37 protein-coding genes are annotated in these 25,688 nt (G+C 38.0%); 31 read left to right on the forward strand and 6 right to left on the reverse strand.

From position 1 onward, the window contains the following. Window positions 1-65 precede the first annotated feature (65 nt). From HWV02_RS09305 to HWV02_RS09355, 12 genes are all read left to right on the forward strand, one after another. Window positions 66-536: a GNAT family N-acetyltransferase gene (locus tag HWV02_RS09305; RefSeq protein WP_255550635.1), complete on the forward strand. Its 471-nt coding sequence runs from the start codon at window positions 66-68 to the stop codon at window positions 534-536. A 38-nt stretch (window positions 537-574) separates the two neighbouring features. After that, window positions 575-1,039, forward strand: a complete 465-nt coding sequence (locus HWV02_RS09310; protein ID WP_211690310.1) for an ASCH domain-containing protein — start codon at window positions 575-577, stop codon at window positions 1,037-1,039. A 127-nt stretch (window positions 1,040-1,166) separates the two neighbouring features. Further along, complete coding sequence (locus HWV02_RS09315; RefSeq protein ID WP_211690311.1) at window positions 1,167-1,559, forward strand: SMI1/KNR4 family protein; 393 nt, start codon at window positions 1,167-1,169, stop codon at window positions 1,557-1,559. Window positions 1,560-1,621: 62 nt separating this feature from the next. After that, on the forward strand, window positions 1,622-2,131 hold the full coding sequence (locus HWV02_RS09320) for a ClbS/DfsB family four-helix bundle protein (protein WP_211690312.1): 510 nt from the start codon (window positions 1,622-1,624) through the stop codon (window positions 2,129-2,131). Window positions 2,132-2,255: 124 nt separating this feature from the next. Continuing rightward, the gene (locus HWV02_RS22990) at window positions 2,256-2,453 is read left to right on the forward strand and encodes a DUF6678 family protein (RefSeq protein ID WP_370629423.1); all 198 of its coding nucleotides are present in this window, start codon (window positions 2,256-2,258) and stop codon (window positions 2,451-2,453) included. Beyond that, the gene (locus tag HWV02_RS09325) at window positions 2,450-2,641 is read left to right on the forward strand and encodes a DUF6678 family protein (protein WP_211679405.1); all 192 of its coding nucleotides are present in this window, start codon (window positions 2,450-2,452) and stop codon (window positions 2,639-2,641) included. The genes HWV02_RS22990 and HWV02_RS09325 overlap by 4 nt, the downstream gene beginning before the upstream one ends. Before the next feature lie 51 nt (window positions 2,642-2,692). Then, a complete protein-coding gene (locus HWV02_RS09330) occupies window positions 2,693-3,250 on the forward strand; it encodes a nucleotidyltransferase family protein (protein WP_211679406.1) in 558 nt (185 codons plus the stop codon). 96 nt (window positions 3,251-3,346) lie between these two features. Beyond that, on the forward strand, window positions 3,347-3,697 hold the full coding sequence (locus HWV02_RS09335) for a Rid family hydrolase (RefSeq protein ID WP_211679407.1): 351 nt from the start codon (window positions 3,347-3,349) through the stop codon (window positions 3,695-3,697). Between the two features lie 221 nt (window positions 3,698-3,918). Continuing rightward, window positions 3,919-4,311: a T6SS effector amidase Tae4 family protein gene (locus HWV02_RS09340; protein WP_211690313.1), complete on the forward strand. Its 393-nt coding sequence runs from the start codon at window positions 3,919-3,921 to the stop codon at window positions 4,309-4,311. Between the two features lie 367 nt (window positions 4,312-4,678). Beyond that, entirely contained in the window at window positions 4,679-4,987 is a 309-nt protein-coding gene (locus HWV02_RS09345) for a DUF1272 domain-containing protein (protein WP_211690314.1), read from the forward strand. A gap of 49 nt (window positions 4,988-5,036) precedes the next feature. Further along, entirely contained in the window at window positions 5,037-5,366 is a 330-nt protein-coding gene (locus HWV02_RS09350) for a hypothetical protein (protein ID WP_211690315.1), read from the forward strand. Window positions 5,367-6,033: 667 nt separating this feature from the next. Beyond that, on the forward strand, window positions 6,034-6,915 hold the full coding sequence (locus HWV02_RS09355) for an NAD(P)-dependent oxidoreductase (protein WP_211690316.1): 882 nt from the start codon (window positions 6,034-6,036) through the stop codon (window positions 6,913-6,915). A 167-nt stretch (window positions 6,916-7,082) separates the two neighbouring features. Here HWV02_RS09355 and HWV02_RS09360 read toward each other — a convergent pair whose 3' ends face one another. From HWV02_RS09360 to HWV02_RS09370, 3 genes are all read right to left on the reverse strand, one after another. Next, window positions 7,083-7,421: a cytosolic protein gene (locus HWV02_RS09360; protein WP_211679410.1), complete on the reverse strand. Its 339-nt coding sequence runs from the start codon at window positions 7,419-7,421 to the stop codon at window positions 7,083-7,085. A gap of 76 nt (window positions 7,422-7,497) precedes the next feature. Beyond that, window positions 7,498-7,755 carry a transposase gene (locus HWV02_RS22995; RefSeq protein ID WP_370629424.1) on the reverse strand — a complete coding sequence of 86 codons (258 nt, stop codon included), beginning with the start codon at window positions 7,753-7,755 and terminating at the stop codon, window positions 7,498-7,500. 65 nt (window positions 7,756-7,820) lie between these two features. After that, a complete protein-coding gene (locus tag HWV02_RS09370; RefSeq protein ID WP_211690317.1) occupies window positions 7,821-8,024 on the reverse strand; it encodes a phage integrase N-terminal SAM-like domain-containing protein in 204 nt (67 codons plus the stop codon). Between the two features lie 210 nt (window positions 8,025-8,234). On the opposite strand from HWV02_RS09370, the gene HWV02_RS09375 reads away from it, so the two are divergent. Together HWV02_RS09375 and HWV02_RS09380 are read left to right on the forward strand one after the other, a co-directional pair. Further along, window positions 8,235-8,744 carry a type VI secretion system amidase effector protein Tae4 gene (locus HWV02_RS09375; RefSeq protein ID WP_211679414.1) on the forward strand — a complete coding sequence of 170 codons (510 nt, stop codon included), beginning with the start codon at window positions 8,235-8,237 and terminating at the stop codon, window positions 8,742-8,744. Between the two features lie 390 nt (window positions 8,745-9,134). Beyond that, complete coding sequence (locus HWV02_RS09380; RefSeq protein WP_255550636.1) at window positions 9,135-9,677, forward strand: type II secretion system protein; 543 nt, start codon at window positions 9,135-9,137, stop codon at window positions 9,675-9,677. Between the two features lie 263 nt (window positions 9,678-9,940). On the opposite strand, the gene HWV02_RS09385 is transcribed toward HWV02_RS09380, so the two are convergent. Then, window positions 9,941-10,240: a transposase gene (locus HWV02_RS09385; protein WP_370629425.1), complete on the reverse strand. Its 300-nt coding sequence runs from the start codon at window positions 10,238-10,240 to the stop codon at window positions 9,941-9,943. Between the two features lie 191 nt (window positions 10,241-10,431). Here HWV02_RS09385 and HWV02_RS09390 point away from each other — a divergent pair, with 191 nt between their 5' ends. The 8 genes from HWV02_RS09390 (at window position 10,432) to HWV02_RS09425 (ending at window position 15,420) form a co-directional block, all read left to right on the forward strand. After that, window positions 10,432-10,860 (forward strand): hypothetical protein, encoded by a 429-nt coding sequence (locus HWV02_RS09390; RefSeq protein ID WP_211679415.1) that lies wholly within the window; start codon window positions 10,432-10,434, stop codon window positions 10,858-10,860. Between the two features lie 383 nt (window positions 10,861-11,243). Next, on the forward strand, window positions 11,244-12,041 hold the full coding sequence (locus tag HWV02_RS09395; protein WP_211690318.1) for an alpha/beta fold hydrolase: 798 nt from the start codon (window positions 11,244-11,246) through the stop codon (window positions 12,039-12,041). 371 nt (window positions 12,042-12,412) lie between these two features. Next, window positions 12,413-12,868: a GNAT family N-acetyltransferase gene (locus tag HWV02_RS09400; protein WP_211690319.1), complete on the forward strand. Its 456-nt coding sequence runs from the start codon at window positions 12,413-12,415 to the stop codon at window positions 12,866-12,868. 202 nt (window positions 12,869-13,070) lie between these two features. Beyond that, window positions 13,071-13,490 (forward strand): gamma-glutamylcyclotransferase family protein, encoded by a 420-nt coding sequence (locus HWV02_RS09405; protein ID WP_211679418.1) that lies wholly within the window; start codon window positions 13,071-13,073, stop codon window positions 13,488-13,490. 205 nt (window positions 13,491-13,695) lie between these two features. Further along, the gene (locus HWV02_RS09410) at window positions 13,696-14,157 is read left to right on the forward strand and encodes a GNAT family N-acetyltransferase (protein WP_211679419.1); all 462 of its coding nucleotides are present in this window, start codon (window positions 13,696-13,698) and stop codon (window positions 14,155-14,157) included. Between the two features lie 80 nt (window positions 14,158-14,237). Further along, complete coding sequence (locus HWV02_RS09415) at window positions 14,238-14,666, forward strand: VOC family protein (RefSeq protein WP_211679420.1); 429 nt, start codon at window positions 14,238-14,240, stop codon at window positions 14,664-14,666. After that, on the forward strand, window positions 14,663-14,863 hold the full coding sequence (locus HWV02_RS09420; protein WP_211690320.1) for a DUF6434 domain-containing protein: 201 nt from the start codon (window positions 14,663-14,665) through the stop codon (window positions 14,861-14,863). The genes HWV02_RS09415 and HWV02_RS09420 overlap by 4 nt, the downstream gene beginning before the upstream one ends. Before the next feature lie 83 nt (window positions 14,864-14,946). Next, on the forward strand, window positions 14,947-15,420 hold the full coding sequence (locus HWV02_RS09425) for a GNAT family N-acetyltransferase (protein WP_211690321.1): 474 nt from the start codon (window positions 14,947-14,949) through the stop codon (window positions 15,418-15,420). Window positions 15,421-15,612: 192 nt separating this feature from the next. On the opposite strand, the gene HWV02_RS09430 is transcribed toward HWV02_RS09425, so the two are convergent. Both HWV02_RS09430 and HWV02_RS09435 read right to left on the reverse strand, forming a co-directional pair. Further along, entirely contained in the window at window positions 15,613-17,676 is a 2,064-nt protein-coding gene (locus HWV02_RS09430) for a TonB-dependent receptor domain-containing protein (protein WP_211690322.1), read from the reverse strand. A 288-nt stretch (window positions 17,677-17,964) separates the two neighbouring features. Next, complete coding sequence (locus tag HWV02_RS09435) at window positions 17,965-18,534, reverse strand: porin family protein (protein WP_211679424.1); 570 nt, start codon at window positions 18,532-18,534, stop codon at window positions 17,965-17,967. A 210-nt stretch (window positions 18,535-18,744) separates the two neighbouring features. Here HWV02_RS09435 and dfrA point away from each other — a divergent pair, with 210 nt between their 5' ends. The 9 genes from dfrA to HWV02_RS09480 all read left to right on the forward strand — a co-directional run bounded on the left by dfrA (window position 18,745) and on the right by HWV02_RS09480 (window position 25,599). Beyond that, on the forward strand, window positions 18,745-19,242 hold the full coding sequence (gene dfrA / locus HWV02_RS09440) for a trimethoprim-resistant dihydrofolate reductase DfrA (RefSeq protein WP_211679425.1): 498 nt from the start codon (window positions 18,745-18,747) through the stop codon (window positions 19,240-19,242). Window positions 19,243-19,517: 275 nt separating this feature from the next. Continuing rightward, complete coding sequence (locus HWV02_RS09445; RefSeq protein ID WP_211675090.1) at window positions 19,518-20,135, forward strand: Type 1 glutamine amidotransferase-like domain-containing protein; 618 nt, start codon at window positions 19,518-19,520, stop codon at window positions 20,133-20,135. A 9-nt stretch (window positions 20,136-20,144) separates the two neighbouring features. Continuing rightward, window positions 20,145-20,615, forward strand: a complete 471-nt coding sequence (locus tag HWV02_RS09450) for a GNAT family N-acetyltransferase (RefSeq protein ID WP_211690323.1) — start codon at window positions 20,145-20,147, stop codon at window positions 20,613-20,615. 253 nt (window positions 20,616-20,868) lie between these two features. Further along, a complete protein-coding gene (locus tag HWV02_RS09455; RefSeq protein WP_211690324.1) occupies window positions 20,869-22,347 on the forward strand; it encodes a PhoPQ-activated protein PqaA family protein in 1,479 nt (492 codons plus the stop codon). Window positions 22,348-22,659: 312 nt separating this feature from the next. Beyond that, window positions 22,660-23,073 carry a GFA family protein gene (locus tag HWV02_RS09460; protein ID WP_211690325.1) on the forward strand — a complete coding sequence of 138 codons (414 nt, stop codon included), beginning with the start codon at window positions 22,660-22,662 and terminating at the stop codon, window positions 23,071-23,073. Window positions 23,074-23,102: 29 nt separating this feature from the next. Further along, the gene (locus HWV02_RS09465) at window positions 23,103-23,903 is read left to right on the forward strand and encodes a PhzF family phenazine biosynthesis protein (RefSeq protein ID WP_255547140.1); all 801 of its coding nucleotides are present in this window, start codon (window positions 23,103-23,105) and stop codon (window positions 23,901-23,903) included. Between the two features lie 64 nt (window positions 23,904-23,967). Beyond that, on the forward strand, window positions 23,968-24,444 hold the full coding sequence (locus tag HWV02_RS09470) for an OsmC family protein (protein WP_211675095.1): 477 nt from the start codon (window positions 23,968-23,970) through the stop codon (window positions 24,442-24,444). Between the two features lie 14 nt (window positions 24,445-24,458). Then, window positions 24,459-24,887, forward strand: coding sequence for an SRPBCC family protein (locus tag HWV02_RS09475; protein WP_211679429.1), 429 nt, complete (start codon window positions 24,459-24,461; stop codon window positions 24,885-24,887). An 85-nt stretch (window positions 24,888-24,972) separates the two neighbouring features. Beyond that, on the forward strand, window positions 24,973-25,599 hold the full coding sequence (locus HWV02_RS09480; protein ID WP_211675097.1) for a LysE family translocator: 627 nt from the start codon (window positions 24,973-24,975) through the stop codon (window positions 25,597-25,599). Window positions 25,600-25,688: the final 89 nt, after the last annotated feature.

The raw sequence follows: 25,688 nt of genomic DNA on the forward strand, positions 1-25,688 counted from the left end.
CCTCAACAATTTTAGCCAACAATATTTTGCCCATTAACAGGGCGTTAAGTTCTTGGGAGACATTTATGATTATAAGGAAGATGGAAGAGAAGGAGCTTAAAGCTGTCAGTGCAATTTGCATGGACTCTTTTTTGCAGTCTGTTGCAGGAACATTGTCTGATGAGGGGATTTCAACCTTTTCAAATATATCTGAGTGCAATGCTTTCCTCGATAGAATGAAGGGCGATAACTTGATGCTGGTTGCTGAAGACGAAGGAAAAGTCGTAGGGGTAATCGAATTAAAGGAAGGTCGCCATGTTGCAATGCTTTTTATCCGTCCTGAGTGTCAAAAAAGCGGTATTGGGAGAAAGTTGCTTTCATCCGTCTTGAATCATGTGAAGGTTGAAACTGTTACCGTCAGCGCGTCTCTATCTTCAGTTCCTGCTTATGAAAAATATGGGTTTGAGTGTAGTGGTGAAGTGGGCGAATCGGCAGGCTTGGTTTATCAGCCTATGGAAATCAAACTTAACAAGGCAATGCACGCGACAAGCGCGTGATTGAGGCGTTATATTGCAAGAGTAGTTAAGAGGATATCATGGAAGAAAAATCACAAATATATCTAAATCAATACCTTGATTCATTAAGTGAGCCTAAACGTAAAAAGTATCAATCATTTAGCGCCGATTACTTTTGTGCTGATGAGCATAATGCCAATTTATGTGCAGATTTAATTCGTATTGGCCAAAAGACAGCGACCTGTAGCCTGAAATATTGGTATGAATCAGATGATGAATCAATGCCAATAGTTGGTCACTTGATGGTGGTCACCGATTGGAATGGTAAGCCTGTTTGCATTGTTGAAATTGAGTCTGTTGAAGAATGTAAGTATTCCGATGTTTCAGCTGATTTTGCTTATCTGGAAGGAGAAGGTGATCGTTCACTAGATTGGTGGCGCAAAGCTCATTGGGATTTCTTTGCACAAGAGTGTGAAGAGCTCAATATGAAACCATGTGAAGATATGATGCTTGTTTTAGAGCAATTCCATGTGGTTCATCAATAAGCAATATAACAAACGGCTGCACGGGACAAATTTCCGCTGTCACATTTTGTGCACTAAATTCGCACAAAAGCCGCCATCAAAAATTTGCTCGGTGAGCCGGGCGTTATAAGTACTAAAGGAGTCAAGTGTGGCATTCAACCTAGAAGAAAAGTTCGTACTTCAGGCTGAAGTAGAATTGGATGCAGTTCTTCCTCAGAGCTACAAAACTTCAATGCAAAAAAGCAATGGCGGTGAAATCGAAGTTGCTGGTGATGTATGGGAGCAATATCCTATTTTCGATAAGTCGGATAGGAAACGTATAGCTCGTACTTGTAATCACATTATCGCAGAAACTAAATCTTGCGAAGATTTCGTAAATTTTCCAAACAACGCACTTGCCATTGCTGGCAACGGGTGTGGTGATCAACTTGTCCTAATTAAACAAAGCAATAGTTACACAGATTCTATTTATATTTGGTCGCATGAAACAGGTGAGTTTGATAAAGTAGCTAATGACTTCAAAGAGTTAACGTGCTTATAACAAGTCAATTAAATGGACGAAAAACGCTTATTATTGAGGCGTTATGTGAATGGAGGTTGATATTGTCTTCTGTACCAAAAAATAAGGATGAATTGGAGTTAGCCATAAACTCAATCGTTCCCAAGCTAATGGCTGATTATCGTTCAATTCCAGAAAGCAACACTCGTAAAATTGGTGTAGAGGGAAACATCAAAGGTACAACCATTAGCGTTAGTGACACGGTTGCTTACTTGATTGGATGGGGCAAGCTTGTCCTAAAATGGCATCACTTAAAATCTCAAAACCAGCATGTTGATTTTCCTGAAACGGGTTATAAATGGAATCAATTGGGCTTACTTGCCGAATGTTTCCACAAAGAATATCATGATTGGAAATACGATGACCTGCTTGTTGAGCTAGAGTCTACGGTTAGCGATATACTTTTACTTATTTCAAATTTAAGTAACCATGAGTTGTATGGTGTTGCGTGGTATGAGCGATGGACTCTAGGGCGCATGATTCAGTTTAATACGTCATCACCTATGAAAAATATGCGCACAAAAGTTCGGCGCTTCAATCGAGAATTCACATAACAAGGCAAATCACGCGGACGGCTAAAGCTGTCACATTTTTTGCTAAAACAAAAAGCGCAACAAAAAGCGCAAAAAACTGCGCCAGCACGCCGTCGGTGTTTGCGGCGTTATACGTAATTTTGGTGTGGACAGTAATTTGAAAAATTTGATTTCGTTATCAAACAATTCAAGATGGATATCATTGTTTGAAGATTTGAAAAACGTTGATGAAATGCTCTTGTTTCGGTCTAAAAATGTTGATGGATCATTTTTCCAGACGAAGAATTTAGTTATACACATACACCTGAAATTGAACAATATTATGGTGATTTTAAATCTATGATGTGGTTTGAAATTGTCACTAAATTAGAAAAACCGGTAGGCCAGCTAGTGAAACCTGATCTAATCGATGCAACCGAGAAAATTATTGGTATTTGTCTGACTAATAAGGCAAAGTTTACTTTAACTAATTCTGGAGTCAGGGTTTGGGGTTATGTCGAACATGGCGATTCACAAGAGTTTTACACATAACAAGTGCCTGCATTTACCTGCGACACATGAGGCAGGCGTTAGTAGGTCAGGATGATTAAACAAAAACTAAAGCACCTAATTCAACAAGTTCCTGAGTTAATCGAAACAGCCAAAGCATGTCGTGAAGTAGGCTTGCCAAACTTCTATATTGCAGGCGGTGCTATTACTCAAATAATCTGGAATAGTATCGAAAGTAAACCGCTTCTTGAGCAAGTTAAAGACTTTGATGTTGTTTATTTCGACAGTACTTGCATCTTCACCGAAGATGAGTTCAAAAGCCGTATTAGTTCGCGGTTAAGTCATTGTGTAGACGTTGACGTAAAGAACCAAGCGATCATTCATGAGCGCTATTCCAAGAAGTTCGATTGCTCCATTCAGGCATACGAACGTGTCGAACAAGGCATAGAATCTTGGCTTTCTGCATTTGCCATCGGGTTTACTCTGGATAGTTCGAGCAGTATCAAGTTGTTTGCACCATATGGAGTAGAGGATGCATTTGATATGTTGATAAAACCAAATAAGCGAGCAATGACGGAAGCAAATTACAACAAAATGACCGCTGGCTATAAGGCTAGGTGGCAGCAAGTAAAGGTGCTCCCTTGGAGTTGACCTACTAACAAGCAACTGAACGCAGATTCAGTTTACAATAACGCGTTTTGCAAACCGCACTGGTTAGTTGGGCGTTAGCAGCACAAGGAAGTCTCTATGATCGAGAGAAAAGGTGGGATTTACGATGGACGTAGCAAGTCATCTGCTTATAAAGATTTAGTTTGGACTGTCGCAACTTCTTCAGATACTTCAGTTGGTATTGAGCAGCAAACAAAGCTCACCTTAGATGCAATTCAAAGCAACTTGTTGGAGCTTGCTTCAGATAAAACTCAAATAGTTTCCGCTCAAGTGTATATTGCTAATATGTCGGATAAACCAATCATGGATTCTGTTTGGAAAACTTGGCTTGGAATAAATCCGCAGCATTGGCCTCAACGAGCATGTTTAGGTGTAGATCTCGAAGGACAAGTTTTAATTGAGGTAACTGTTACAGCAGTTCGCGGTTAAAGTTCTGCTAACAAGAATTTAAAGTGGGACTGATAACAGTCTGCTCAGTTTCACTTCGCTTCGCTACACAATTTTAGCAACCATGAATCTAAAGTATAAGGATATACGATGTCTCAATTTAATTATGGAAAAACTTTCCTGAGAAAAACCTGATAAGAGCAAGGTGTCAGAATAAGCAACCAACCAGATCTAGTCCATTTGGGAATTATTGCGCAATTAACTTGAGTGATGCCTTAATTAAATCTGGAGTATCAACCGTCGGAGCCAAAGTCAAAAAATACTGGGGACATGAGGGTATGAAACATATTCTTCTTGCTGAAGAGATGGCTGTTTGGCTTAATAAATCTAGCTTCAACTGGTTAGGTGAAGTTGAAAAGATCAGCCCAAGTTCATTTCAAGATGACCTTGATGGAAAAACAGGAATTATTTTCTTTAAAGACTACTGGCAACGTGGAAATGAATCTATCCCGAATCGAAGTGGAGATCATATTGATCTGTGGAACAAAGATGAAACAACTGGTAGTAGTATGACGACTAGAGCTGTATATGAAGTTTTTGGAGTCGTTTCTGATCTTAATCAAAGCAAGGAAGTTTGGTTTTGGGAGATAAAATAATATGAAAAAAATCCAACCATATTTTACCTATCTTGTTGGTATTGTCATTAGTTCAAGCTTGAACTTTTTTGTATTTTTAGAAGCTTACAAAGAACTTGCTTTTCCATTTCTACATGAAGAACAAAGAGTGGAAAATGCACCCTATATATTTTTATATGTATTACCTTGCTTTATTCTGATCTCGATTCTGTCATTATTTTTATATAAAAAAGTGTTTAACAAGTTATGCACTAAGAAGTTAACATAGCTAACAAGAAAATAAATCAAGATTCACAAATACTGTCATGCCATTTGCGGAGCAAATCCCCCGCCAGCATTTGGTCACTTATTAGCGGGGCGTTATGTAAATCAAAATGGAGTTTGATATATGCTGGAAATTAGACCTAATTGTGAATGTTGTAATAAAGACTTAGCACCAGATTCTACTGAAGCAATGATTTGCACATATGAATGCACTTTTTGCGTAACATGTGTAAATGAAATACTAGAAAATGTATGCCCAAATTGCGGTGGTGGTTTTGTCCCTCGACCTATACGGCCTAAAGTGGCAAGGCGTACAGGTGTAAGTATTAACCATCAGCCTCCTTCAGTTGAAAGAGTGCATACCAAATATAGTATTGAAGAACTTAAAGAGTTCTCAGCAAAAGCTAAACACATAAAACCAGAAGATCGGTGATTACTAAATTCACATAAACAAATGTTATACGATTCAGGAAACTCCAGCGATGGGTGAACAATCTAAAATTTGTAAAAAATTTGGCTCTAAATTTTACGGAATTGATTTAAGCTTAAAAGTTGGTATTGCGTTATCAACTTTAAATCAGGAACCTTTACACGCAGTCAGAACCAAAGATGTTAATGGCACTTCAGGTTGGTATATTTGGTGTGGAGAGTTTTCAGAAAAAGATGATTTTTTTGATCCATTATGCGGCATACATTTAGAAAAATATTGTCCGTACATTATGAAATATTTAGCTTTAGAACCGAGTTATCGAATAATGATAGATCGTAATGGATTTGAAGATGTTTGGCGTGATGATGAAATCATCGTATAAAAAGTTGCTGAATTAAGATTCGCCAGGGCTGACACGCCATTTGCTGAGCAAATCGCCCGCCCGTCAGCCGTGGTTTACTTATTAGAGGGGCGTTAGGCCAATATGTGGTTGATTTTAAAAGTTGGCCAGTCAAATAAAAGCTATAATAACGTATGTCCGGCAGATCTTTCGAACGAATTCTTATTGGGGTATACGCCATATTATAATTTGGCTAGTGCGGAATCAGATCAAAATACATTTGAGAGTAATGTAAACTATTATGTATCACAGCTTGGAGATGGAAATCTCAGCGATAGAGATAGACAAAGCTATACAGCGAACCTTAAATCCACAACATCCTTTCCTGACATTAAAGCGCATAATTTAGTTGTACTATTCCATAGCAACACAAATACAACAGAGTCTTATATACATAGTGGCCCACATCGGATCCAACTAACACGCTTATGTCCAAGAATGAGTTAGCTAGCCTTACTAACTCAAAATTGCCCCATTTAGTCTTAGGGTTAAAACTCACACATTATCCAGTAACAGCATTTTGACTGAATTTTTCTAATTCATAAATACTTGTTTGCGGTATTTTTTGGTCAATGCAATACCGAAGAGGAAGACCATACCATTCGTAAACTGATAGAATAGACTCTTGGATTCAAACAGGTAGTAAAAGTTGAAAATTTTAGTTACAGGATCAGCCGGTCGAGTAGGACGTGCAATTTATATAAAATTGATGAAGACTCACAAAGTCGTAGGAATAGATAAAACTCCTTGCTCTACAGTAAACTATGTTGGAGACATTCGTGATATTGGTTTGTTAACTGAGGCTGTAGAGGATGTGGATGTCATTGTTCATACAGCTGCATTGCATGCGCCGCATGTAGGCTTGGTATCTGACCACGAATTCGAAGATATCAACATAAAAGCAACGGAGCAACTAGCACTATTAGCAGTAAAAAAAGGGGTTAAACATTTTGTGTTTACGAGCACTACAGCCCTCTATGGTTTTTCTTCAACGCCTGATGGCGTTGCAGGATGGGTCAATGAAACGGTTACTCCTAGACCTAAAACGATTTACCACAAATCCAAGATACAAGCAGAGCAGATTTTGGAAAATATCTCAAACTTGTTTAATTTACCTGTCACTGTACTTCAAATGTCTCGCTGCTTTCCTGAACCTGCAAATTTAATGGCTCTCTATCGTCTTACGCGTGGTATTGATGCTCGAGATGTAGCGAATGCTCATGCTTGTGCCATCGAAAAACGTCTTTCGGGGTTCAGGCGTTATATTATTTCTGGAAAAACACCATTTAATAAGACATGTTGTGAGCAGCTTTATCTAAACGCTGATGATGTCGTAAAAGAGTATGCTGCGAAGCTTGTAAAAGACTTCGCAGATCGAACTTGGCATTTACCTAAAAGTCTCGACCGAGTTTATGACTCTAGTTTGGCGCAATTAGAATTAGGGTGGCAGCCGAAATATGGTTATGAGAGTGTATTAGATATGCTGGATAATGATTTCGCAGAAGTGCTTCCCGCAATTAGTATTAGCTAACAAAATTTAATACTTCAGGATACTTTTCCTAATCTAAGTTTAGTGCGTTAGAGTATTAAATCTAACGCATTTTTGTCCACGAACGAGTTAGCTAGCCTAGCTAACTCAAAATTGCCCAATTCCTTGCTAGAGATGCAGCTCGCCGATTTCAACTTACTGAATAATTTTCAGTCCATTCGGGTAATAAAGGTTTGCTCGTCATCCACAAAAGCCACAAAGCCGCCGTGATAGATAAATACCCGACCACGCCCCTCGACTAGGCAGGCAAGCTGTGGGTTCAAATCTTCTTCATTATCCTGACTTTGAAAAGTGCCGGTATCGGTGATTACGCCGCTGAGTGTAGGCAAATATCCATAAGTGCGCTTGGTTTGATCAATCAGGTTTAAGTCGCTGGCGGTAGATAAGCAAAAGGGGATCGCACCGGCTTCTTCGATAAATATAGTTTTCAGCTCTTCAAAAGCTGTAATCACCAGCCAGTCGATGCCGTTAACATGATGGATAAACATAGAGTTTCTCGGTTATTTTGGTGCGGAGATTTTATCACTATTAGGGGAGAATGTAGTAGAGATTTAGTTGCTAAAGTTATTTCCGGACATTCATTTCGTGCTGACAGTAAGGACAAATCCGTATTACTCTACTTCCGTCTTTGTATTTAAATGTCACGGTGTTATTAGCTGTGTCGATGATATCTTTGTTGGGCAATGCGCCTCGATACAAATAGCGTGATAGGTATTGTAACGCTGGCAGACCATAACCGACTCTTCGGCAATCAACGACCCATTTTTTCTGTTTTAGGTTAGGTAGAGATAAACTCTCATGCTGTACAATAGCATCAAGCATTCTAGCGCCAAGCTTTGGCAGGTTAATCTACCCTTGCAGCCATTCCCATCTACTTTAACCGTACTCTATGAATGCGTTTGGATCAGGCTATTGAAATAGTCTTTTAGATTAGCGGTAGTTAAATAATCGGGAGATTTATCGAAATACGCACTAATCCGTCGAACTGCACGAGAATAAGCATCAATGGTCGCTGAGCATTTACCTTGCAACCTTAAATTGATAAGGTGTTGTTCATAAAGAAAATTAAATCGTTGTTGTGAATAATTCATACTGAATACTCCAATAAGATATCACCATAATGGCGGTGCTATTAGTATGAATGCTGGCTTGCTTACTCTGCCGAATAGTGGCTTCGTTCAACAAGGGTTTTTAAGTAGGACTGCTAACAGTTGGCTACCGTTCCTCACTATTTTAGCCAACTATTTCTCGCCGCTTAAAACGGCGTTAGCAACCATAAATCTAAAGTATAAGGATATACGATGTCTCAATTTAATGAATTATGGAAGAACTTTCCTGAGAAAAGCCTGATAAGAGCAAGGTGTCAGAATAAGCAGCCGACCAGATCTAGTCCATTTGGAAACTATTGCGCAATTAACTTGAGCGATGCCTTAATTAAGTCTGGTGTATCAACCGTCGGAGCCAAAGTCAAAAAATGCTGGGGACATGAGGGTATGAAACATATTCTTCTTGCTGAAGAGATGGCTGTTTGGCTTAATAAATCTAGCTTTAACTGGTTAGGTAAAGTTGAAAAGATTAGCCCAGCTTCATTTCAAGATGATCTTGATAGTAAAACAGGCATTATTTTCTTTAAAGACTACTGGCAACGTGGAAATGAATCTTTCCCGAATCGAAGTGGAGATCATATTGATCTGTGGAACAAAGATGAAATAACTAGTTCATCAATGTTTACAAGAGGTATTCTTGAGTTTCTTGGGCGCGTAAGTGATCTAAATGAATCCCGAGAAGTTTGGTTTTGGGAGGTTAAATAGATGCGAATGAAATCACTCTTAATTTATATAACTTTAGCTGTCGTCAATTTTATCGTTAATTTCACTATCTATAACTATTCATTTAATTCACAAGCGACCCCTTTTCTACATGAAGAGCAGAGGATTGATAGTAGTTTATTGATGTTGAAAACAACGTTTCCTGCATATGTTGTCTCGGCGATAATTATAACCATATTGTTTTATTGTGCTGCAAAAGCATTAAAACGTAAATCTTGAGTCAGAGCTAACAAGAACATAAATTATGATTTCTTAAGTTTGACAAATCTTATTGCAAAAGGCGCAATAAAACTGCCAAGCTTACTCTACATATTATGTTGGCGTTAGCTAGTCAGGTTATTTCTGTTCTACTCGTTAATTTTAGGAAGTAGTGTGTTTAAAGTTAAGAAAAAATTATTATTGTCCAAAAGCTCTGGCTTTACATTAATAGAGTTGGTAGTTGTAATTGTCATTTTGGGTATTCTGTCTATTACTGCTCTACCTAAATATATAAATATAAAGTCAGATGCCAATATAGCTAAAATATCAGGTGCTATTGGTGCAATTAAATCATCAGTTTCTTTATTTAAGAGTAAGACGCTTACTTCTGGAAATGAGTTTAAGACTCAAGTAGAATTTTCAGGAGTTAAAGGTAGTAATTATCAACCTTGGGCGGCCACAGCAACTGCAACAGGCTTTTCGGCAGACTACTCATCACCTCCTGAAATATTCGAGGGGGCGGGGCTAAATGTTGATGACTGGGCTTATCGTATTCATGTATCAAGTGGTAGTTATGCTGTTGTTGCCACACCGAGAAATGTACTCGATAAAGCTGAACCGACTGAAAGTGAAGTTAAAACAACCAATTGCTATTTTATATATCATTGGAAAGCTTCCGGTGAGCCTTTATTAACAACCATTAGTTCAGGCTGTTAATTACAACTTGCTAACATATAAGAATAGGTGTCGTTCAGCCGACACCTTATTCGAGTGTTGAGCAAGCCCAAGCCCTTCTTTATATAGTAAATTACGTGTTTGATCTTGGTGGGGACTTCGTCTTGGGGTTAAACCCAAGACGAGCGAAATTGAGATAAATAACAGACTTGTTACTTATCAATTAACTAGCCAGTGTTTACCATAAGTTTAATATCTCCAACTGTAATGTTAATGCCATTATTCCTATTATGTTCACCTTTCGGCTAGGTCGTTCGTGTAATACCAACGCACTTCATTTCATGCTGACAGCAAGGGCAAATTCTAATGGCTTTCGCAGTGAACGTTGCGACGAGTTTAGGTATTTTCCAATTGAACAAATGCAGCAATATAGCTTGAATTCGCACTCTCAGCCGTTTGGCATTACCATGTAAAAAACCATAATCCCGCACTCGCTGTAATCCTTTGGGAAGCACATGTTGCAAGATGAGCCAGAGAAATTTCAACGTTGGTAAAGTTCTGGTTTTCGTTGCTTGTGTTTTCCCGTCTTTGTATTTGAATGTCACGGTATTATGGCTCGTACCGATGATGTCTTTGTTGATAGCTTTTTCAATTTTATTGTTAACTATTTGTTACAAAAAGGTAAAGGTGTAGTAGTGTGGTTGATGCAATATAAACATAGTCTTGATGTAGTTTTAATTACATCAACTACTCTTTTAACAATTTTAAGCATATGGTATTTTTGGAGATAATAATCATGAATTCAAATCACTTGTCATTTACTAAAAAAGAAATGTTAGAAAAATTAAATGAATTAGTTAATCAGCAAGATAGCTCGTCTGTACGTTCTAAAAGACATATAGGTTTTATTAGACTGGCAAATCCTACAGAACCATACATTCCAGAACCATATCCGGTAGAAGTACCATATCCCATAGAATCTGACACTTTAGAACCGTATCCTATAGAAGTACCACATCCCGTAGAACAATACATTCCAGAACCATATCCGATAGAAGTACCATATCCCATAGAATCTGACACTTTAGAACCATATCCGATAGAAGTACCACATCCCGTAGAACCATACATTCCAGAACCATATCCGATAGAACTCCCTTTATCAACAAGCAAAATAAAGTGGTTCAAAACCAGCGGATTCAAGGCCGAAGTACATAACTATTAAGCAGCTAATCGCCACTGTGAGTATGTAAAACGGTGGTGAAAATGTTTTCCGCTTAGCGCGAGGTTAGCAGTTAGTGGGTCATATGGATCATAGTTTAAAAATTTTAATAGAATCAGTTCCCGAATTAATAGAGACAGCTAAGGTATGTGAAAGTATTGGTTTACCGAATTTCTATATTGCGGGTGGTTCAATCACTCAGTTGATATGGAATAATTTATTAGAGCGTGAGCCGTCAATATCGGTTCAACCTTGGTAGTAAACCTGCTAACAATAATTTAAAGAGGGACAAAATACAGTTGGCTTTTTGTTCACTCCGTTCACCAATTTTAGCCAACCCTATTTTGCCCCTTAAATGGGCGTTAGGCCTAAAAACGGAGTAGTTTATGCCTTCAATTACTATCTCTTCTGGTTCAGTTCATTACTCTGAGTATGGGCAGGGCGAGCCTTTGGTTTTACTTCATGCAAATCCTGGTGATAGCCTGGATTTTGAGGCTGTTATTCCGGCGCTTTCAAAAAATTATAGAGTACTTGCACTAGATTGGCCTGGATATGGTGAATCTACAAAACCAGAACGTCCTGAGTTAGCAACCGTTCTTTTTTTCTACGACGTTCTGCGCGAATTTTTGGCTGAGTTAGCATTACCTTCAGCTTTTTTTATAGGTAACTCCATTGGTGGTAATGTTGCTGCTCGTTTAGCTAGTGAGTCGCCTGAACTTGTGCGTGGTCTGGTGTTGGTTTCTCCTGGTGGGTTTACTCCGCACAACGTAATGAGCCGTTCTTTTTGCAAAATCCAAGGCAGTCGATTTTCAATTTCTCCACATCGTTTTGCCAGTATGTACCTTAAACGGCGTACTTCTACGGCAAAGGCTATGTTGCAACGAGCCTCTACAATTCAAGCTACTAATGCATGTATTACACTCAATCGCTCCATGTGGCGTAGTTTTTCTCGCCCGGAGAGCGATTTACGAGAACTTGCACTTAACATTAAAGCGCCTGCTTTATTATTATTCGGTAAACATGATCTAGCAGTCTCAGCCAATAAAGATGGAAAAGTTGCTGCTAAGTCTATGCCGTCTGCAGAGTTCGTTGTGTTACCTTGTGGGCATGCGTCTTTTGCAGAGGCTCCTGAGTTGTTTCTAACTGAGGTTGAACCGTTTTTACAAAATTGTAGTAATGCCTAATAAAGCGTTAAACAAGGGCAAAAAAAGTTTATTTTTCTCCTTAGTCATTAATTTTCATCAACAGTTTTAAGCCTGTTATTTAAGCTTTATCACCTCTGACGAAAAACACTGCCCTTGAGGGCGGTGGTGTAAGTCATTATTGCGTAGCAATAAGCACTCTGTGTTGTTATTAATATTGCTATATTTGCACATAGAGTCTAAGTTTAGATCTTAGTGCTGTATATGGATACAGTTATCTAAGGTGCTTAGTTCATGCGACTATGACGATTATAGGGTTGTTTACCTTGCAGTCTAAAATTGGTAAGATGTTGTTCATAAAGAAAATTAATCGTTACTATTGGTTAGTAGACCGAGGTAAAAAGGATGTATCTATGGAATTAAAGTATCGTTCAGCAAAGATGAATGACTTGGAAAATCTCGTGTCATTACTTATCGAAGATCCGCTTGGAAGCCAAAGGGAGGACGCATCAATACCATTGAAAAGCTCTTATGTTGACGCATTTAAAGCGATAGATGTTGACCCTAATAATGAGCTCCTAATAGTCGAGGTTGATGAGCAGCTAGTCGGTATGCTCCAGCTAACTTTTATCCCTTACCTCACTCATATTGGTAGTTGGCGTTGTCTTATCGAAGGAGTTCGAATCCATGAGTCTTTTCGTGGTCGAGGATTCGGTGAGCAAATGTTTGAACATGCCATTAAGCTAGCGAAAACTAAGAATTGTAAGGTTGTTCAACTTACTAGCGATAAACAACGTCCTGATGCTATTAGGTTTTATGAAAAACTTGGTTTTATAGCAACTCACGAAGGGTTCAAACTGGCGTTGTAAGTTGTCTGCTAACAAGCCTCTGAATTAAGATTCAACAAGGCGTTATTAAGTTTTATCAGATAAGGTTTCTTATAAAAATGACTACAAGTTGTGATTGCCGAACAAAGACAATTAACTGGGACACATAGAGCTTGCTCGGTTTCAACATTTTAGCAAGCACTACTTAGCCCGCTATTTTGGTGCTAGGAGTAGGGAGCATTTCGTGCACAAAGTCTTCGTATTTGGAACTTTGAAAGAAGGTTTCCCAAATTTTAAAAACAATAAAGGAATTCGTTATCGCCAAAACTTTGATACTAAGGAAAGTTATCCACTTTATTTAGTCGGTGTGCGTTTTTCGCCTTGGTTGATTTTAAATCCAGGTAAAGGTCAGCCTGTTAGAGGGCAAGTTTTTGAAGTGACAAACGATGCTCTAGAGTTAATGGATGTACTGGAGCGAATTAACGAACCTGATGGCTATCGTAAAATTACGATATGGGTTACTTGTTTAGTATCCGGTGAGGAACTGAGTGTTTTTGCTTATGTAAAACTACCGGAAATGGTCGTTCCTGGAGAGGTTCAAGTTGAACTTACAGGTGAGTATTGCATCGAACATGCTGAACTATATCGCAGCCGATATTCCTAATATGAAACTTAATAACGGAATTGTTTTTGTCATAAATCTTTTTATTTTGTTATTTATATTATCCTTATTATATTCGCCTTTCGGCTAGGTGTTCGCGGACTCTAACTAGAATTGGATTAACATAGACTACCTCTAAAGTGGTTGTGTTGGTCGGTGGGATATGATACTGATTGTGGGTATTTGGACGTTATGTACTAGGAAAAAAATGGAATTTACTTTTGAAAAAGTGACTCTCAGGGATCTAGATTTAATCCTTAAATTAGGTGAGTCAGTTAATGAAGAACATGTCGTGCCTCTACTTAATGCAGAAGGTCAGGAGGCGATTAGAGTTGCGTTTAAGGCTGATATTGAACAGGTGAAAAATCCCGACATTTATTCGGCAGTTAAAGCAACTATTGGTAACGAAATTATCGGTTATATAGCTTGGCGGGAAGAGAACTACATTGGTCATCTTTATGTTAAAACTGAATATCATGGTTTTGGTGTAGCGAAACGACTAGTCGAAGAAATGAAGCAAATTAGTAGCGCAAGGTTGATTCGAGTCAAAGCATCTATTTATGCACTTGGTTTTTATGGGAAAGTCGGGTTTAAAGCAATGTCGGAGGAGCTGAGTATAAATGGCATTCGTTATGTGCCTATGGAACTCAATGTTGAACAACGGATATAGTCTATAAGAATAGGATTAGTTGAATAAACATGATGTTATGCGCATAGCGTTTTGAATCAGTTTAATAATAGGGTATTGATATGGAAGAATATTGGAATCCGATGGTTCCCGAATTACTCGTTACTGATTTTGATAAGTCGTTAGCTTTTTATACACAAGTGTTAGGTTTCTCTATTCGAATTAGGCGAGACAAACCCGATTTTGTGTATCTAGAGCAAGGCCAGGTTCAAATTATGCTTGAGCAGATTAATGAGACGGCTTGGGTAACGGGTGAACTCGTTGCTCCCTTAGGCCGAGGTATTAACCTTCAAATCGAACTACCTGATCTAGCCCCGCTTATAGGCCGTCTTGAACAGTATCAGGTTTCTTATTATCGTGAATTGAAAGAAACGTGGTATGACATCGGGAGTAAGCTTTCTGGAGAGCGTGAATTTTTGATTCAAGACCCAGATGGTTATTTATTACGGTTTACTCAACACTTGGGTGAAAAGCCTAAGGATGTAACGTGAATGAATTTGATTGGCATAAAGATGCTATTTCTAACAGTACTTTGATTACATCGTCTTATAAGAACACTCAAAATGTTCGTCGGTTCTTTAAGTTAAAGTGTGGCGAAAGTTTTAAGTTTGATCGTAATTTCATGCTGTGGATGAAAGGTGCGCAAGGATTAACTATGGGTGACGCAGTCGGGGAGTGGCTAAGTTAAAGACGAAATATCAGGAAAAGTCGGTGATTTAGTACATTGCCACTGCAAGACTTGCAGAAAATCACTTTTGAATAGGAGCTGGCATGATCCAAATTAGGCCAATGACATTAGATGAATATCCCGCGTATTGTGATTATTTCATTGACGATTACAGCCATGAGATTTCTAAAAATTATGGTCACTCAATGGAGCGGGCTGTCGAATTAGCTCAGCAAGACCTAATACGTTGTTTTCCTAATGGATTGGAAACCAATGAACACGAGTTGCTGTGTATTGAATCAGAATCGAACCTTGTTGGCTATTTATGGCACTCGATTAAGGTAAGTGATAAATCCACATTTATTTATGACTTTTTCATATTCCCTAATAGCCGTAATAACGGCTATGGAAAGTTAGCAATTAAGGCGCTTGAATCACAATTGAAATCAATTGGCATTGAACAAATAAAACTAAGAGTTGCTTACCACAATCAAAGGGCTTTAAAGTTATATCAGGAAGTTGGTTTTGCTATTAGTGGTTATAATATGTCAAAGAAAATAAGTGAAAGTTGTTGGTAGTAGTACCTGCAGAAGATGTCTATGTGTTGTCTTTGAAATAAAAAATTAGACCGTATTGAAATGAATGAAATCCCCCTTCCGCATGAGTAGAAGGGGGTATTAACTCAAATTCAAGTATTAACTTACCTTATAAGTATACATATGTCTGTAAACTTAGTTTTTCATCACACTTGTATTTAAGACCTTTCGCTATTAGAACGCGTAGGCAAGGCTTGCTTTGAAGTTACGGCCGACTTCGTAGCTGGTGTATTTATCTGAGCCCCAAGAAATACCGAAGCCTGTATGTTCTGCATATTGCTTGTTGAATAAGTTGTCTACGCCAAGATTTATAGTTAGATCTTTCGCAAACGTAGGGTTATAGGCTGCCCACATGTTATGAACACCGAATCCCGGGCGACTAATCTTTTCATTTTCTTCATCTGTATATTCGTTACCTAGAACGAAGCGTGAATCCCAACCAAACACGATCTCTTCGCTCAGGCCATAATTGAAACCAGCCTTGATATTATGAATACCTGTTTTATTCATATCGCTAGTCGTGTTGTCTTTAAGGTTCTTCTGATCGCCATCTGAATACGAGTGGTTAGCATAAATGCTAAGGTCTTCTAATTTGTAAGTGAATACAGTTTCGATACCCCATACTTCAGCATCGTTCTTGTTAGTTAAACTAGTGTTCTTAGTTGGGTGCATTTGGTTATCAAGGTTATACTTATACGCCGTGAACCCAATGATTGAGTTGTCAGCCCCAAGTAAGTTAGATAAATCGTAATCGAAGCCCGTTTCATAGTTGTTACCCGTCATGGCCTTTGTATCACCTTGAGTTACCTTACTCGGGTCTCCTATCATTAAGGCTTCTGGTAATGAAGCGCCTTTGAATAAACGACCATAGCCTACACGTAGTCGTAGATCATTTGTTGCTTGGTATTCACCTTTGAACTTTGGTGAAAGTTGGTCTAGCGTACCAGAGTACATGCCACCAAGTTGATGAATATCGTAACGTAGTCCCGACGTTAAACGGAAGTCGTTAATTTCGAATGAATCCTGAATGTAAAGACCATAAGCTGTAATCTTACCGCCATCAAAACCATATTTTTTAGTTTCACCTTTTTGTGGGCCCGAGAGTATTTCGCCATTCTCGGCGTCAATCCACTGTTTTGCTGTGTAACCGTCAACGCCATATGTTAACTCGTGATCAGAAACCCAAGAAACATTACGAATATCACCCCCGATAGTTGTTACATTATATTCGCGATTTGGGATTGATACTTGACCATCTTTGATCCATTTTCCATTAGCATCTTTTTTCCAAATGCTATCTGTCAGCGGGTCGCGTTTCATGTACTGGCGGTTATAGTATAGATTGCTCTTTAAATTAACGAGATCATTGTCTGGATTGTAGGCGTGTTGAAGCGTTACTGTATCTCGGTTGATAGAATTGTAATTATGCTCTTTGTCTGCATATAAAGCGCCGTTTTTTTCACCTGAAAGTTGACGTTTACCACCATCACTATAGTGGTTTATCATTAGTTTGAATTCGTTGCTGTTATTTGGAATAAAGACGACTTTTGCCAAACCTGATTTTAGCTCGCCTTGTTTAGAGCTAACATCGTCTTTGTTTGGAATATGTAGGTCGCCATCTTCTGAATAGTTTGCGATAGCCATAAACTGAAGCTTGTCATTCAGCTTTGTATATACGGCAACGTCAACACCTTTTCGTTCGTATGCACTTTGGTAACTCGTTTTGATACGAGCACCAAATTTATCATCGCCTTGAAGTAAATCATCAGGGTCTTTTGTTTCGTAGCTGAACGAACCGTTGACAACACCTGAGCCATTAAGTGCAGAGTTGGCCCCTAGCTCAATTTTAGCCACTTTCAAAAGGGATGGGTCGATAGTTTGGTCACCGGAGTGATGGAAAAGCTGACCTTCCTGACGAGCGCCATCGATGGTTACAACTGCGAACTTGTCTTCCATTCCTCGAATAAATACTTTACGTGAGTACCTAGCATTACCATCAACAGTAACACTTGGCATAGTGTTTAGAATATCTTTGATGTCGGAAGCTTGTTTTTGCTCTAATGTTGTTGCGTTAATCTCAGTTTGAACCAGCTGATCTAAAGCTGTTGCTGTGACAACCATACTTCCATCATCTGAAAATGCTGAAAATGATGTTAGCGCAATGGCTATTGCCGAAGGTAATACTTTTAATTTCATATTATTATCTGTCTCGTTGTATGTCATATTTGAGACGCGCATTCTAGCACCATATCTAAATGGTAATTGTTATCATTTACATTATTTACATTACACTACTTTACATTGTTTACTTTATTTACATACCTTCTCAAGATAGCTTTAAATGTGAGCCTAGTTGGCTTCATCGTCATGGAAGGGGGATGAAATTTATGGGGGCTATAAATGGGTTATAAAAAGAATAAGAGGAGGCTTAAGGAGCTGGAGAGTGATAGTCTACTGTCGTTGTAGACTATCATATCATTTTAATCGGACTAGCTAGATATAGCCCAACACAATAAATTTACAAGGTTAGAATTTGTAAGATGCAGCTAGGTATAGCGAACTTAAAATAACATCAGTATCAGATTTACCTGGAGTCTTAAGTGTGAAAGCGTCAGCTTCATAGCCTGCACGGAAGTTTATATTAGATAAAGTCGCTGGTGTATATTCTAAACCTAGTCCTAAACGTGCGGCTGTAGCACTGCTATCGTCTATTTTTTTCGTTGTTTGGTGTAGATCCAGTGATGACAAACCAATGGTAGTAAAAGGACGTAAGCCATTTTGGAAAGTGTAACCAAGATTAGCGGTTAGAGATAGAGTAGTAGGCGCCCATTTATAGCCATTTTTGTTGTTAAGTGGTGTGACATCCCCGTATTTTGTATATTGAGTTTCAATTGCAACGATACGGTTAAATTGGTAACCACCAATAAATTTTAGTGTATTACCATGGGTATCAGAATAAAATGAGCTGCTATCAGAATCACTAAATGTCGAGCCTAAACCACCACCAATGTAGAAGCCTGAGACGTCTTGGTTTGCTTGAACATGTGTCGTTAATACGATTGCAGCTAAGGCACCAAGTACAGTTATAGATTTCATTATTTACCTTTATATTTATTATTGATTATTTTGATGGCTGGATTATAAATGACACTAAATTTAAAACAATACAACTAGGTTAAAGTAGAGTAAGGTACTGTAAGTAAAGGTGTATTTTTGTAATCCCTTCTTTTTTAATTCAAAAGTGCCCATGTTGTTATCAAAAAATTCTAGTAGAGCATAATTAGGTATTAACCAAAGGAGTTAATCATGAAGTTATCATTAATGGCTGCAAAGTCTCTGAATGGCATCATTGGCAATGGTCCTGATATTCCATGGAGAGCTAAAGGTGAGCAACTTTTATTCAAAGCCATGACATATAATCAATGGCTTTTAGTTGGACGCAAAACTTTTGAGTCTATGGGGTCGCTACCAAATCGTAAGTACGCCGTGATATCACGATCTGATTTCGTTTCAGAGGATGAAAATGTAATGGTTTTCTCTTCAATTGAGGGTGCTTTAAAAGAGTTAGAAGATATTACCGATCACGTTATTGTTTCGGGTGGCGGCGAGATTTATAGAAGTTTGATTTCTAAAGTTGATACTTTGCATATATCAACAATTGATATTGAAACTGAAGGGGATATTGTTTTTCCTGAAATCCCTGGTTCATTTAGTTTAGCGTTTGAGCAAAAATTTGAATCGAATATTAACTATTGCTATCAAATTTGGCAAAAGAGTGAAGAAGCCGTTGTACCGAGTGTTTAAGGTTTTTTTTGCAGCACTGTGGACTGAAGAAGAAAAAAGCACGATTCAAAAATGGAAGTGGTGGTCTTTAGAATAGATGTGCGTAGCAGGTCACGACAGCTTTAAACCTGAGTGGCTCCCAGCGTTATTAAATGAAATTATAGAAAGTAATGTAACAGTATAGCAAGTGTCTGAATTTATTGATAATATTCATGGTTGTGTGCGAAGTAATCATTTCAATTAGTCATGCGTTCGGTTTTAATCTGGATTATCTTGTTTAGTTTTAGGGAAAAGTAATGAAAAAATTGTTTTTAGCATCATCGTTTACTGATGTAGTCGAGTTATTTGTTCAATCGGAAAAAACTGAGCTAAAGGGGAAGACTGTTACATTCATCCCTACAGCGAGTATTCATGAAGAAGTCACTTTTTATGTGGATGCAGGTAAAAAGGTGTTGCAAGATCTAGGTTTAATTATTGATGTGTTAGAAATTTCTACAGCTACAAAAAACGAAATATCAAGTAAGCTAGAAAGTAATGACTTTATTTATATCAGTGGAGGAAATACATTTTTCTTGCTTAAAGAGCTAAGAAGAACGGGTGCCGATGAATTAATAAAGGAACAAATTAACCGAGGTAAACCGTATATTGGCGAATCTGCGGGTTCAGTAATCCTGTCTCCAAATATTGAATATGTAAAAGAGATGGATGACTTTAACGCTGTTGCAGACCTAGTCTCTTTTTCTTCTTTAAGTGTCATTGATTTTTACCCGTTACCGCATTATACAAACTTTCCGTTTCAAGAAAGTACGCAAAAAATAATGTCAAATTACATGGATGCGATTAATCTTATCCCTTTCAGTAATGCGCAAGTGATATTGGTAGATGGTGATAAGGTTGAGTTGGTAAGTATTTAACGAGGTTATATGGAAGTATATTGTAGAGTGTTGGAGGCTGAGGATAGCCGTGCATATCGTGAATTGAGATTAGAAAGTTTGAAATTGCATCCTGAATGTTTCGGTTCGGGATACGAAAAACAAGTTAAGTTACCTCAATTGTACTTTGAAAAGCTCATTGAAGAAGAAAGCAAAAATAGTGCTATGTTAGGTGCATTTATTGGTAACGAGTTGGTTGGTTTATGTGGACTAACTCCTTCAACATCGAAAAAAATCGAAATAATCCAAATGTACGTAGTAAAAAAGAACAGAGGACTAGGGATTGCTTTTAAATTACTTGATTTAGCAAAGTGTTATCTCAAACACTTTAACAGTAATTCGCTTATTTTAACTGTGTATCAAACGAATTTAAGTGCAATAAAAGTATACCAAGATGCTGGGTTTGACGTAATCAGTAGTCAAAATGGTGAGATTCAAATGGCTTTCGTGATGCGAACTTAACACATAAGACCAGGTTGGATACGTTTTAAAGAATAATATAAAGTTTGAAGAGGGGAGATGTACGAATGGGTGAACCTCAACAATAGTAAATAACTGATTGATTAAAATCGTTATTCAGTGCAATCTTAGCATTCTATTATTCCGTTAGTGATATGGTTATTTATCACTAGTCTTGGGATTTAAGTTAACGTAATGCTCTAGTTCACCGAGCTAGATAATTATTTTATTTTTTGATGTTTGAAAGGATGCAGAAATGTATAGCATTGGTTTTACAAAAAAAGCGAGTAAAGGTTTCCTATTTGGGTGTGCACTTAGTTTAATATCTAGCGCAGTATTTGCGGATGAAAATACGTTATGTTTAAAATCAGAGTTAAAAACGCATCCCCAAAATGTGTTGTCGTGTTTTGTAAATTCAGATTCGTCGACACCGGCGAGCTGGAAGCTAGAAAAGAGTGAATATAGAAAGGAAGCGGCTTTAACCGTATATACCTATACATTAACGAGCCAATTTTGGCCTGATAAAACAATAAGCAACTCTGGACGTGACTGGAAGCACACGCTAGTGCTTTATGTACCAGATCATGTCACTTCATCGCAATCATTCCTTTATATTAATGGTGGCACGCGGTTTGAAGAAAAGGGTAAATCTAACCCTAAACCAGCAAAGGTGGATTTTGAGGGGCTTGTAAAGGCAACTCAATCTGTTGTTGCAGATCTACAAGATGTCCCCGATCAGTATTTAAGTTTTGATGATGACATAGCAAGACGTGAAGACGATATTGTTGCTTATACTTGGAATCAATACATGGATGATCCGGAAAACAATGCTTATTGGCCTGCACATTTACCGATGACGAAAGCGGTTGTTAAGGCAATGGACATGATTCAATCGGAAGCCGATATACGTCATTACCAAAAACCGACTGATTTTGTGTTATCGGGTGCCAGCAAACGTGGTTGGACAGCGTGGCTAACAACGATCGTAGATGACCGAGTCAATGGTATTATCCCTATTGTTATCGATATTCTGAACACCAAAGAAAACCTACTTCATATAAAAAATAGTCTAAACGGTTGGCCATTAGCATTTCATGATTATGAAGCGCAAGGTGTAACGGACCGTATGGGGAGTCTTGAATTCGACAAATTAATGAGCATCGAAGATCCGATTGCTTATTTATCTTATTCAAAATATGCCTCACGTTTGGCTGTGCCTAAATATATTATTAACGCATCGTCAGATGATTTTTTTGTTCCGGATTCATACTTACAGTACGCGAAAGATTTACCTGGAGAAACCGTACTTCGGATTTTACCTAATCAGCGTCATTATATTGATTATTCGATCGTGAATCCGGCGCTTATTGAATATTACACCTTGTTTATTAATAAACTTCCTAGGCCTGATGTGCGTTGGAATGCAAGTAAAGATCATCAGGTTATTAGCGTAACGACAGACTTTGAGCCAATTAAAGCAACGTTATGGGAAGGTTATAATCCAAAGGATCGAGATTTCCGTATTTATCCAGCAAAAATGGAGTATAAACAAACACAAATTGCAGGTGTTTGTATTGAACAAAAATGTGTTTATAAATTAGCACCAATTACGACTAAGACAGGTTACACCTCACGTTTTATTGAGTTTGTCTATGAAGATGGCTCAAATCGACTTGTGACGACGTCACCCGCATTTATAACACCAAATACATATCCTCAGGCTAACAGTCAGTAACGAAAACTGACATAGCCCCTCAGATTATTGTTACTGAGGGGCTTTTATCGTAAAAATACAAGTGTTACAGGAGGGGCCAATGAGAACCGTTGGTGTTTCATCATGTATCAATAGCATATCTCGGTATGGCTTATCAAAAAATGCTTTACTGCTCGTGTGAAGATGACTTTATTGAAAAAGAGCATGCTGATAAGTTATTAAATCATATTGGATTAAATATTGCGTGATGCGTTGTTGTTTGGCTGTTGTCTAAATATGGAAGTCGTTAGTTAATAAAGTCATCGGTATTAATTTTATAGGGAAATTCTAAATATGTTGAAGCAAGTAGGGAAGGCTAAGATTCAGCCTAAGCATAAATTAACCTGTCATTGTGGTTCTGTTGAGCTTGAATTGTCGTTACCTAATGGCATTGAAAAACCTAGGCGTTGCGACTGTTCTATTTGTCGTCGGAAAGGTGCAATTGTTGGGTCTGTCGATCTTAGTGGTATTCGTATTATTAAAGGTGCTGAGGATCTGCGATTGTATCAATTTAATACCAATACGGCTAAACACTATTTCTGTTCTAATTGTGGTATTTATACACATCATCAACGCCGTTCTAACCCAAGTGAATATGGTTTTAACATTGGTTGCCTCGAGGGCGTTAATCCTTTTGATATCGAGGATATAGTCACTAATGATGGGGTTAACCATCCAGCTGATCGGAAGCTTGTATCTGATTTATAATTTAACTGGGCATTAATGTATTGGAGGAATTGATTATCGACGCACATATACTGAATGTATTTACTGGTGACAACGCAACGGGTAATCCTGCAGCTGTTGTAAAACTCACTTCGTGGTTACAAGAGCATGAGTTACAAACTATTTCGCGTAACTTGGGTCAACCTATTACTTCATTTATTGTTTATATCAAACACAGTTATGAAATCCGTTGGTTTGCGGGTTGTGTCGAAATTAATCTATGTGGACATGGTAGCTTAGCCGCTGCAGCCGCTATTTTCGAAATGGATCCTGACCATGATCTTGATATCCAGTTTGTTAGTAAGCACGGTGTGATTTCAGTCAAGAAATATACTTATGGTTATACGATGACTATGCCAAGCTGGCAGTCAGAACATAATCCCGAATTGAAAAAATACAGTAAATTACTTGGTTTGGAAGCTATTGATGTATTCAGCACAAGGGATTTGGTTTTAGTGCTAGATAGTGAAGAGCAAGTTCGTGACTTCGAACCTGACTTCGATGTTATAAAAAGTATCAGTGAGTACCATGCCGTAATCATAACGGCTCAAAAAGGCGCTGGTGGTTATGTACTTAGGTATTTTCCTCCTAAAATCGGGATTAATGAAGATATTGCCACGGGTTCAGCTCAATGTTCATTAGCGCCATATTGGTTAAATAAGTTATCTGTAAAAGAACTCGAGGTAAGACAGTTATCAATCCAAGGTGGTTTTTTCCATGTTAGTCAGAGCCAAAGTGATAGCATTGAATTGACGGTGAATGTTTTACTTACGCAAGTTGTTAATTTTATCGACGAACTAAAAAATGAATAACTGTGTTGTGATGTATTATTGGATCCAACGGGAAGTTGTATAGGACTATTTACAGGGAGTTAAAATGTCAGAGTATTTTGCCAAAATCAATTGGGTTAGAGATAGCAATGAAAGTTATGTTGATAACAAATACAGCCGAGGGCATGAATGGATCTTTGATGGTGGCGTAGTTGTTCAAGCCTCATCTTCACCTCACGTTGTACCTTTACCTTATTCTGTCGAAGCAAATGTAGACCCTGAAGAGGCGTTTGTTGCATCCCTTTCTAGCTGTCATATGTTGTTCTTTTTATCTATCGCAGCTAAACGAAAGTATGTAGTCGATTCATATATAGATGATGCTGTTGGAATAATGGGTAAAGACAGTGACGGTAATATTTCCATGACAAAGGTAACACTTCGACCTTATGTTGAGTTTTCGGGAGATAAAAAACCGACGATAGCGCAACTTGAAAAAATGCATCATCAATCGCATCAACAGTGCTTCATCGCCAATTCGGTCAAAACTGAAATTGTGACAGAGATTATTACAGCTAAAAATTAACAAGTGGAATCAGAATGGAATTTGAACATAAAATAAGTATTAATGCATCGGCTGCAAATATATTCGCGATTTATGAAAATGTGGACGCTTGGTCATCATGGGATCCTGATGTTAAAAGTGCATCTATCGATGGACTATTTGAAGCTGGAGCAATGGGTAAATTAAAACCTATAAACGGTCCTGAATCTAAAATATTACTCACGGAAGTTGTGAAAGATAAATTATTCACAGTAACTAGCCGTTTGCCATTGTGTAAAATGACCTTTGAGCATGTACTGGAACCTAATGGTAAAGATACAGCTGTTTTACATAAGGTGTCTTTTACAGGGTTGTTATCCCCAATATTTGGCCGTTTGATCGGAACTGGAATTAGCAAAGGCTTACCTCATACCCTTAGGGGGTTGAAACTTGCAGCTGAGTCCGGCTGTAAAGACGTTAGTTAACGTCCTATCTTAGAAGACCGATATTACAAAGTGTACTGGTTATTGAAGGAATATTTTTATAGTCACTAAAAAGGAGTAAATAATAGTGAATGATATATTAGCTTTTAGCTTGATCGCGTTACTTTTAGTTGTATCACCAGGCCCAAATGGCGTGTTAATTTTAAAAACTGCGTCGTCACAGGGACAGCGAGCTTCCATCTTGAATATTTTCGGATTAACCACGGCAACCTTCTTTCATGGCGCGCTGTCTATTTTCGGATTTTCTGCATTATTGATGCAATCAGCAGAGTTATTTTTCATCATTAAAATACTCGGTGCTGGGTATCTGTTTTATATCGGCGTAAAGGCAATTATTAGCTCTTACAAAACAAAGAGCAGCGATACCGAAACGAATAAAAAAATCAATGCTCAGAAGAACGGAGTTGGTTATTTTAATGAAGGGTTCATCACTCAAATCCTAAATCCTAAAGTGTCGATGTTCTATTTAGCGGCCTTTCCTCAATTTATATCGCCCGACAATTTTTCATATTTAAATGCATTTTCGTTAGTTTCAATTCATGCAAGCATCATATTTATGTGGTTTGTCGGCGTAACCTTAGCAATAGAGAAAATAAAATCATCGGCTAAAAATACCAGAATGGGGAATTGGGTTCAAAGGCTTTCGGGCACTGCCATGATATATTTCAGTTCAATGATTCTTACACAAAAATAACAGTAATCATCATAAGAACAAACTTTGAATACAGAGCCGACAGTAATGATTAACTCGATTTCTTGTGTCCACTGAGTCGTCGATCACGT

Origin of the sequence: Moritella sp. 28 (assembly GCF_018219435.1) — a bacterium.
Taxonomy (GTDB): Bacteria; Pseudomonadota; Gammaproteobacteria; order Enterobacterales; family Moritellaceae; genus Moritella.

What these genes read in the sequence shown, in the direction of transcription:
- HWV02_RS09305 (WP_255550635.1), top strand. Translation starts at nt 66, where the DNA reads ATGATTATAAGGAAGATGGAAGAGAAGGAGCTTAAAGCTGTCAGTGCA.
- HWV02_RS09310 (WP_211690310.1), top strand. Translation starts at nt 575, where the DNA reads ATGGAAGAAAAATCACAAATATATCTAAATCAATACCTTGATTCATTA.
- HWV02_RS09325 (WP_211679405.1), top strand. Translation starts at nt 2,450, where the DNA reads ATGATGTGGTTTGAAATTGTCACTAAATTAGAAAAACCGGTAGGCCAG.
- HWV02_RS09330 (WP_211679406.1), top strand. Translation starts at nt 2,693, where the DNA reads ATGATTAAACAAAAACTAAAGCACCTAATTCAACAAGTTCCTGAGTTA.
- HWV02_RS09335 (WP_211679407.1), top strand. Translation starts at nt 3,347, where the DNA reads ATGATCGAGAGAAAAGGTGGGATTTACGATGGACGTAGCAAGTCATCT.
- HWV02_RS09345 (WP_211690314.1), top strand. Translation starts at nt 4,679, where the DNA reads ATGCTGGAAATTAGACCTAATTGTGAATGTTGTAATAAAGACTTAGCA.
- HWV02_RS09350 (WP_211690315.1), top strand. Translation starts at nt 5,037, where the DNA reads ATGGGTGAACAATCTAAAATTTGTAAAAAATTTGGCTCTAAATTTTAC.
- HWV02_RS09360 (WP_211679410.1), bottom strand. Translation starts at nt 7,421, where the DNA reads ATGTTTATCCATCATGTTAACGGCATCGACTGGCTGGTGATTACAGCT.
- HWV02_RS22995 (WP_370629424.1), bottom strand. Translation starts at nt 7,755, where the DNA reads ATGCTTGATGCTATTGTACAGCATGAGAGTTTATCTCTACCTAACCTA.
- HWV02_RS09370 (WP_211690317.1), bottom strand. Translation starts at nt 8,024, where the DNA reads ATGAATTATTCACAACAACGATTTAATTTTCTTTATGAACAACACCTT.
- HWV02_RS09375 (WP_211679414.1), top strand. Translation starts at nt 8,235, where the DNA reads ATGTCTCAATTTAATGAATTATGGAAGAACTTTCCTGAGAAAAGCCTG.
- HWV02_RS09390 (WP_211679415.1), top strand. Translation starts at nt 10,432, where the DNA reads ATGAATTCAAATCACTTGTCATTTACTAAAAAAGAAATGTTAGAAAAA.
- HWV02_RS09395 (WP_211690318.1), top strand. Translation starts at nt 11,244, where the DNA reads ATGCCTTCAATTACTATCTCTTCTGGTTCAGTTCATTACTCTGAGTAT.
- HWV02_RS09400 (WP_211690319.1), top strand. Translation starts at nt 12,413, where the DNA reads ATGGAATTAAAGTATCGTTCAGCAAAGATGAATGACTTGGAAAATCTC.
- HWV02_RS09410 (WP_211679419.1), top strand. Translation starts at nt 13,696, where the DNA reads ATGGAATTTACTTTTGAAAAAGTGACTCTCAGGGATCTAGATTTAATC.
- HWV02_RS09415 (WP_211679420.1), top strand. Translation starts at nt 14,238, where the DNA reads ATGGAAGAATATTGGAATCCGATGGTTCCCGAATTACTCGTTACTGAT.
- HWV02_RS09425 (WP_211690321.1), top strand. Translation starts at nt 14,947, where the DNA reads ATGATCCAAATTAGGCCAATGACATTAGATGAATATCCCGCGTATTGT.
- HWV02_RS09430 (WP_211690322.1), bottom strand. Translation starts at nt 17,676, where the DNA reads ATGCGCGTCTCAAATATGACATACAACGAGACAGATAATAATATGAAA.
- HWV02_RS09435 (WP_211679424.1), bottom strand. Translation starts at nt 18,534, where the DNA reads ATGAAATCTATAACTGTACTTGGTGCCTTAGCTGCAATCGTATTAACG.
- dfrA (WP_211679425.1), top strand. Translation starts at nt 18,745, where the DNA reads ATGAAGTTATCATTAATGGCTGCAAAGTCTCTGAATGGCATCATTGGC.
- HWV02_RS09445 (WP_211675090.1), top strand. Translation starts at nt 19,518, where the DNA reads ATGAAAAAATTGTTTTTAGCATCATCGTTTACTGATGTAGTCGAGTTA.
- HWV02_RS09450 (WP_211690323.1), top strand. Translation starts at nt 20,145, where the DNA reads ATGGAAGTATATTGTAGAGTGTTGGAGGCTGAGGATAGCCGTGCATAT.
- HWV02_RS09455 (WP_211690324.1), top strand. Translation starts at nt 20,869, where the DNA reads ATGTATAGCATTGGTTTTACAAAAAAAGCGAGTAAAGGTTTCCTATTT.
- HWV02_RS09460 (WP_211690325.1), top strand. Translation starts at nt 22,660, where the DNA reads ATGTTGAAGCAAGTAGGGAAGGCTAAGATTCAGCCTAAGCATAAATTA.
- HWV02_RS09470 (WP_211675095.1), top strand. Translation starts at nt 23,968, where the DNA reads ATGTCAGAGTATTTTGCCAAAATCAATTGGGTTAGAGATAGCAATGAA.
- HWV02_RS09475 (WP_211679429.1), top strand. Translation starts at nt 24,459, where the DNA reads ATGGAATTTGAACATAAAATAAGTATTAATGCATCGGCTGCAAATATA.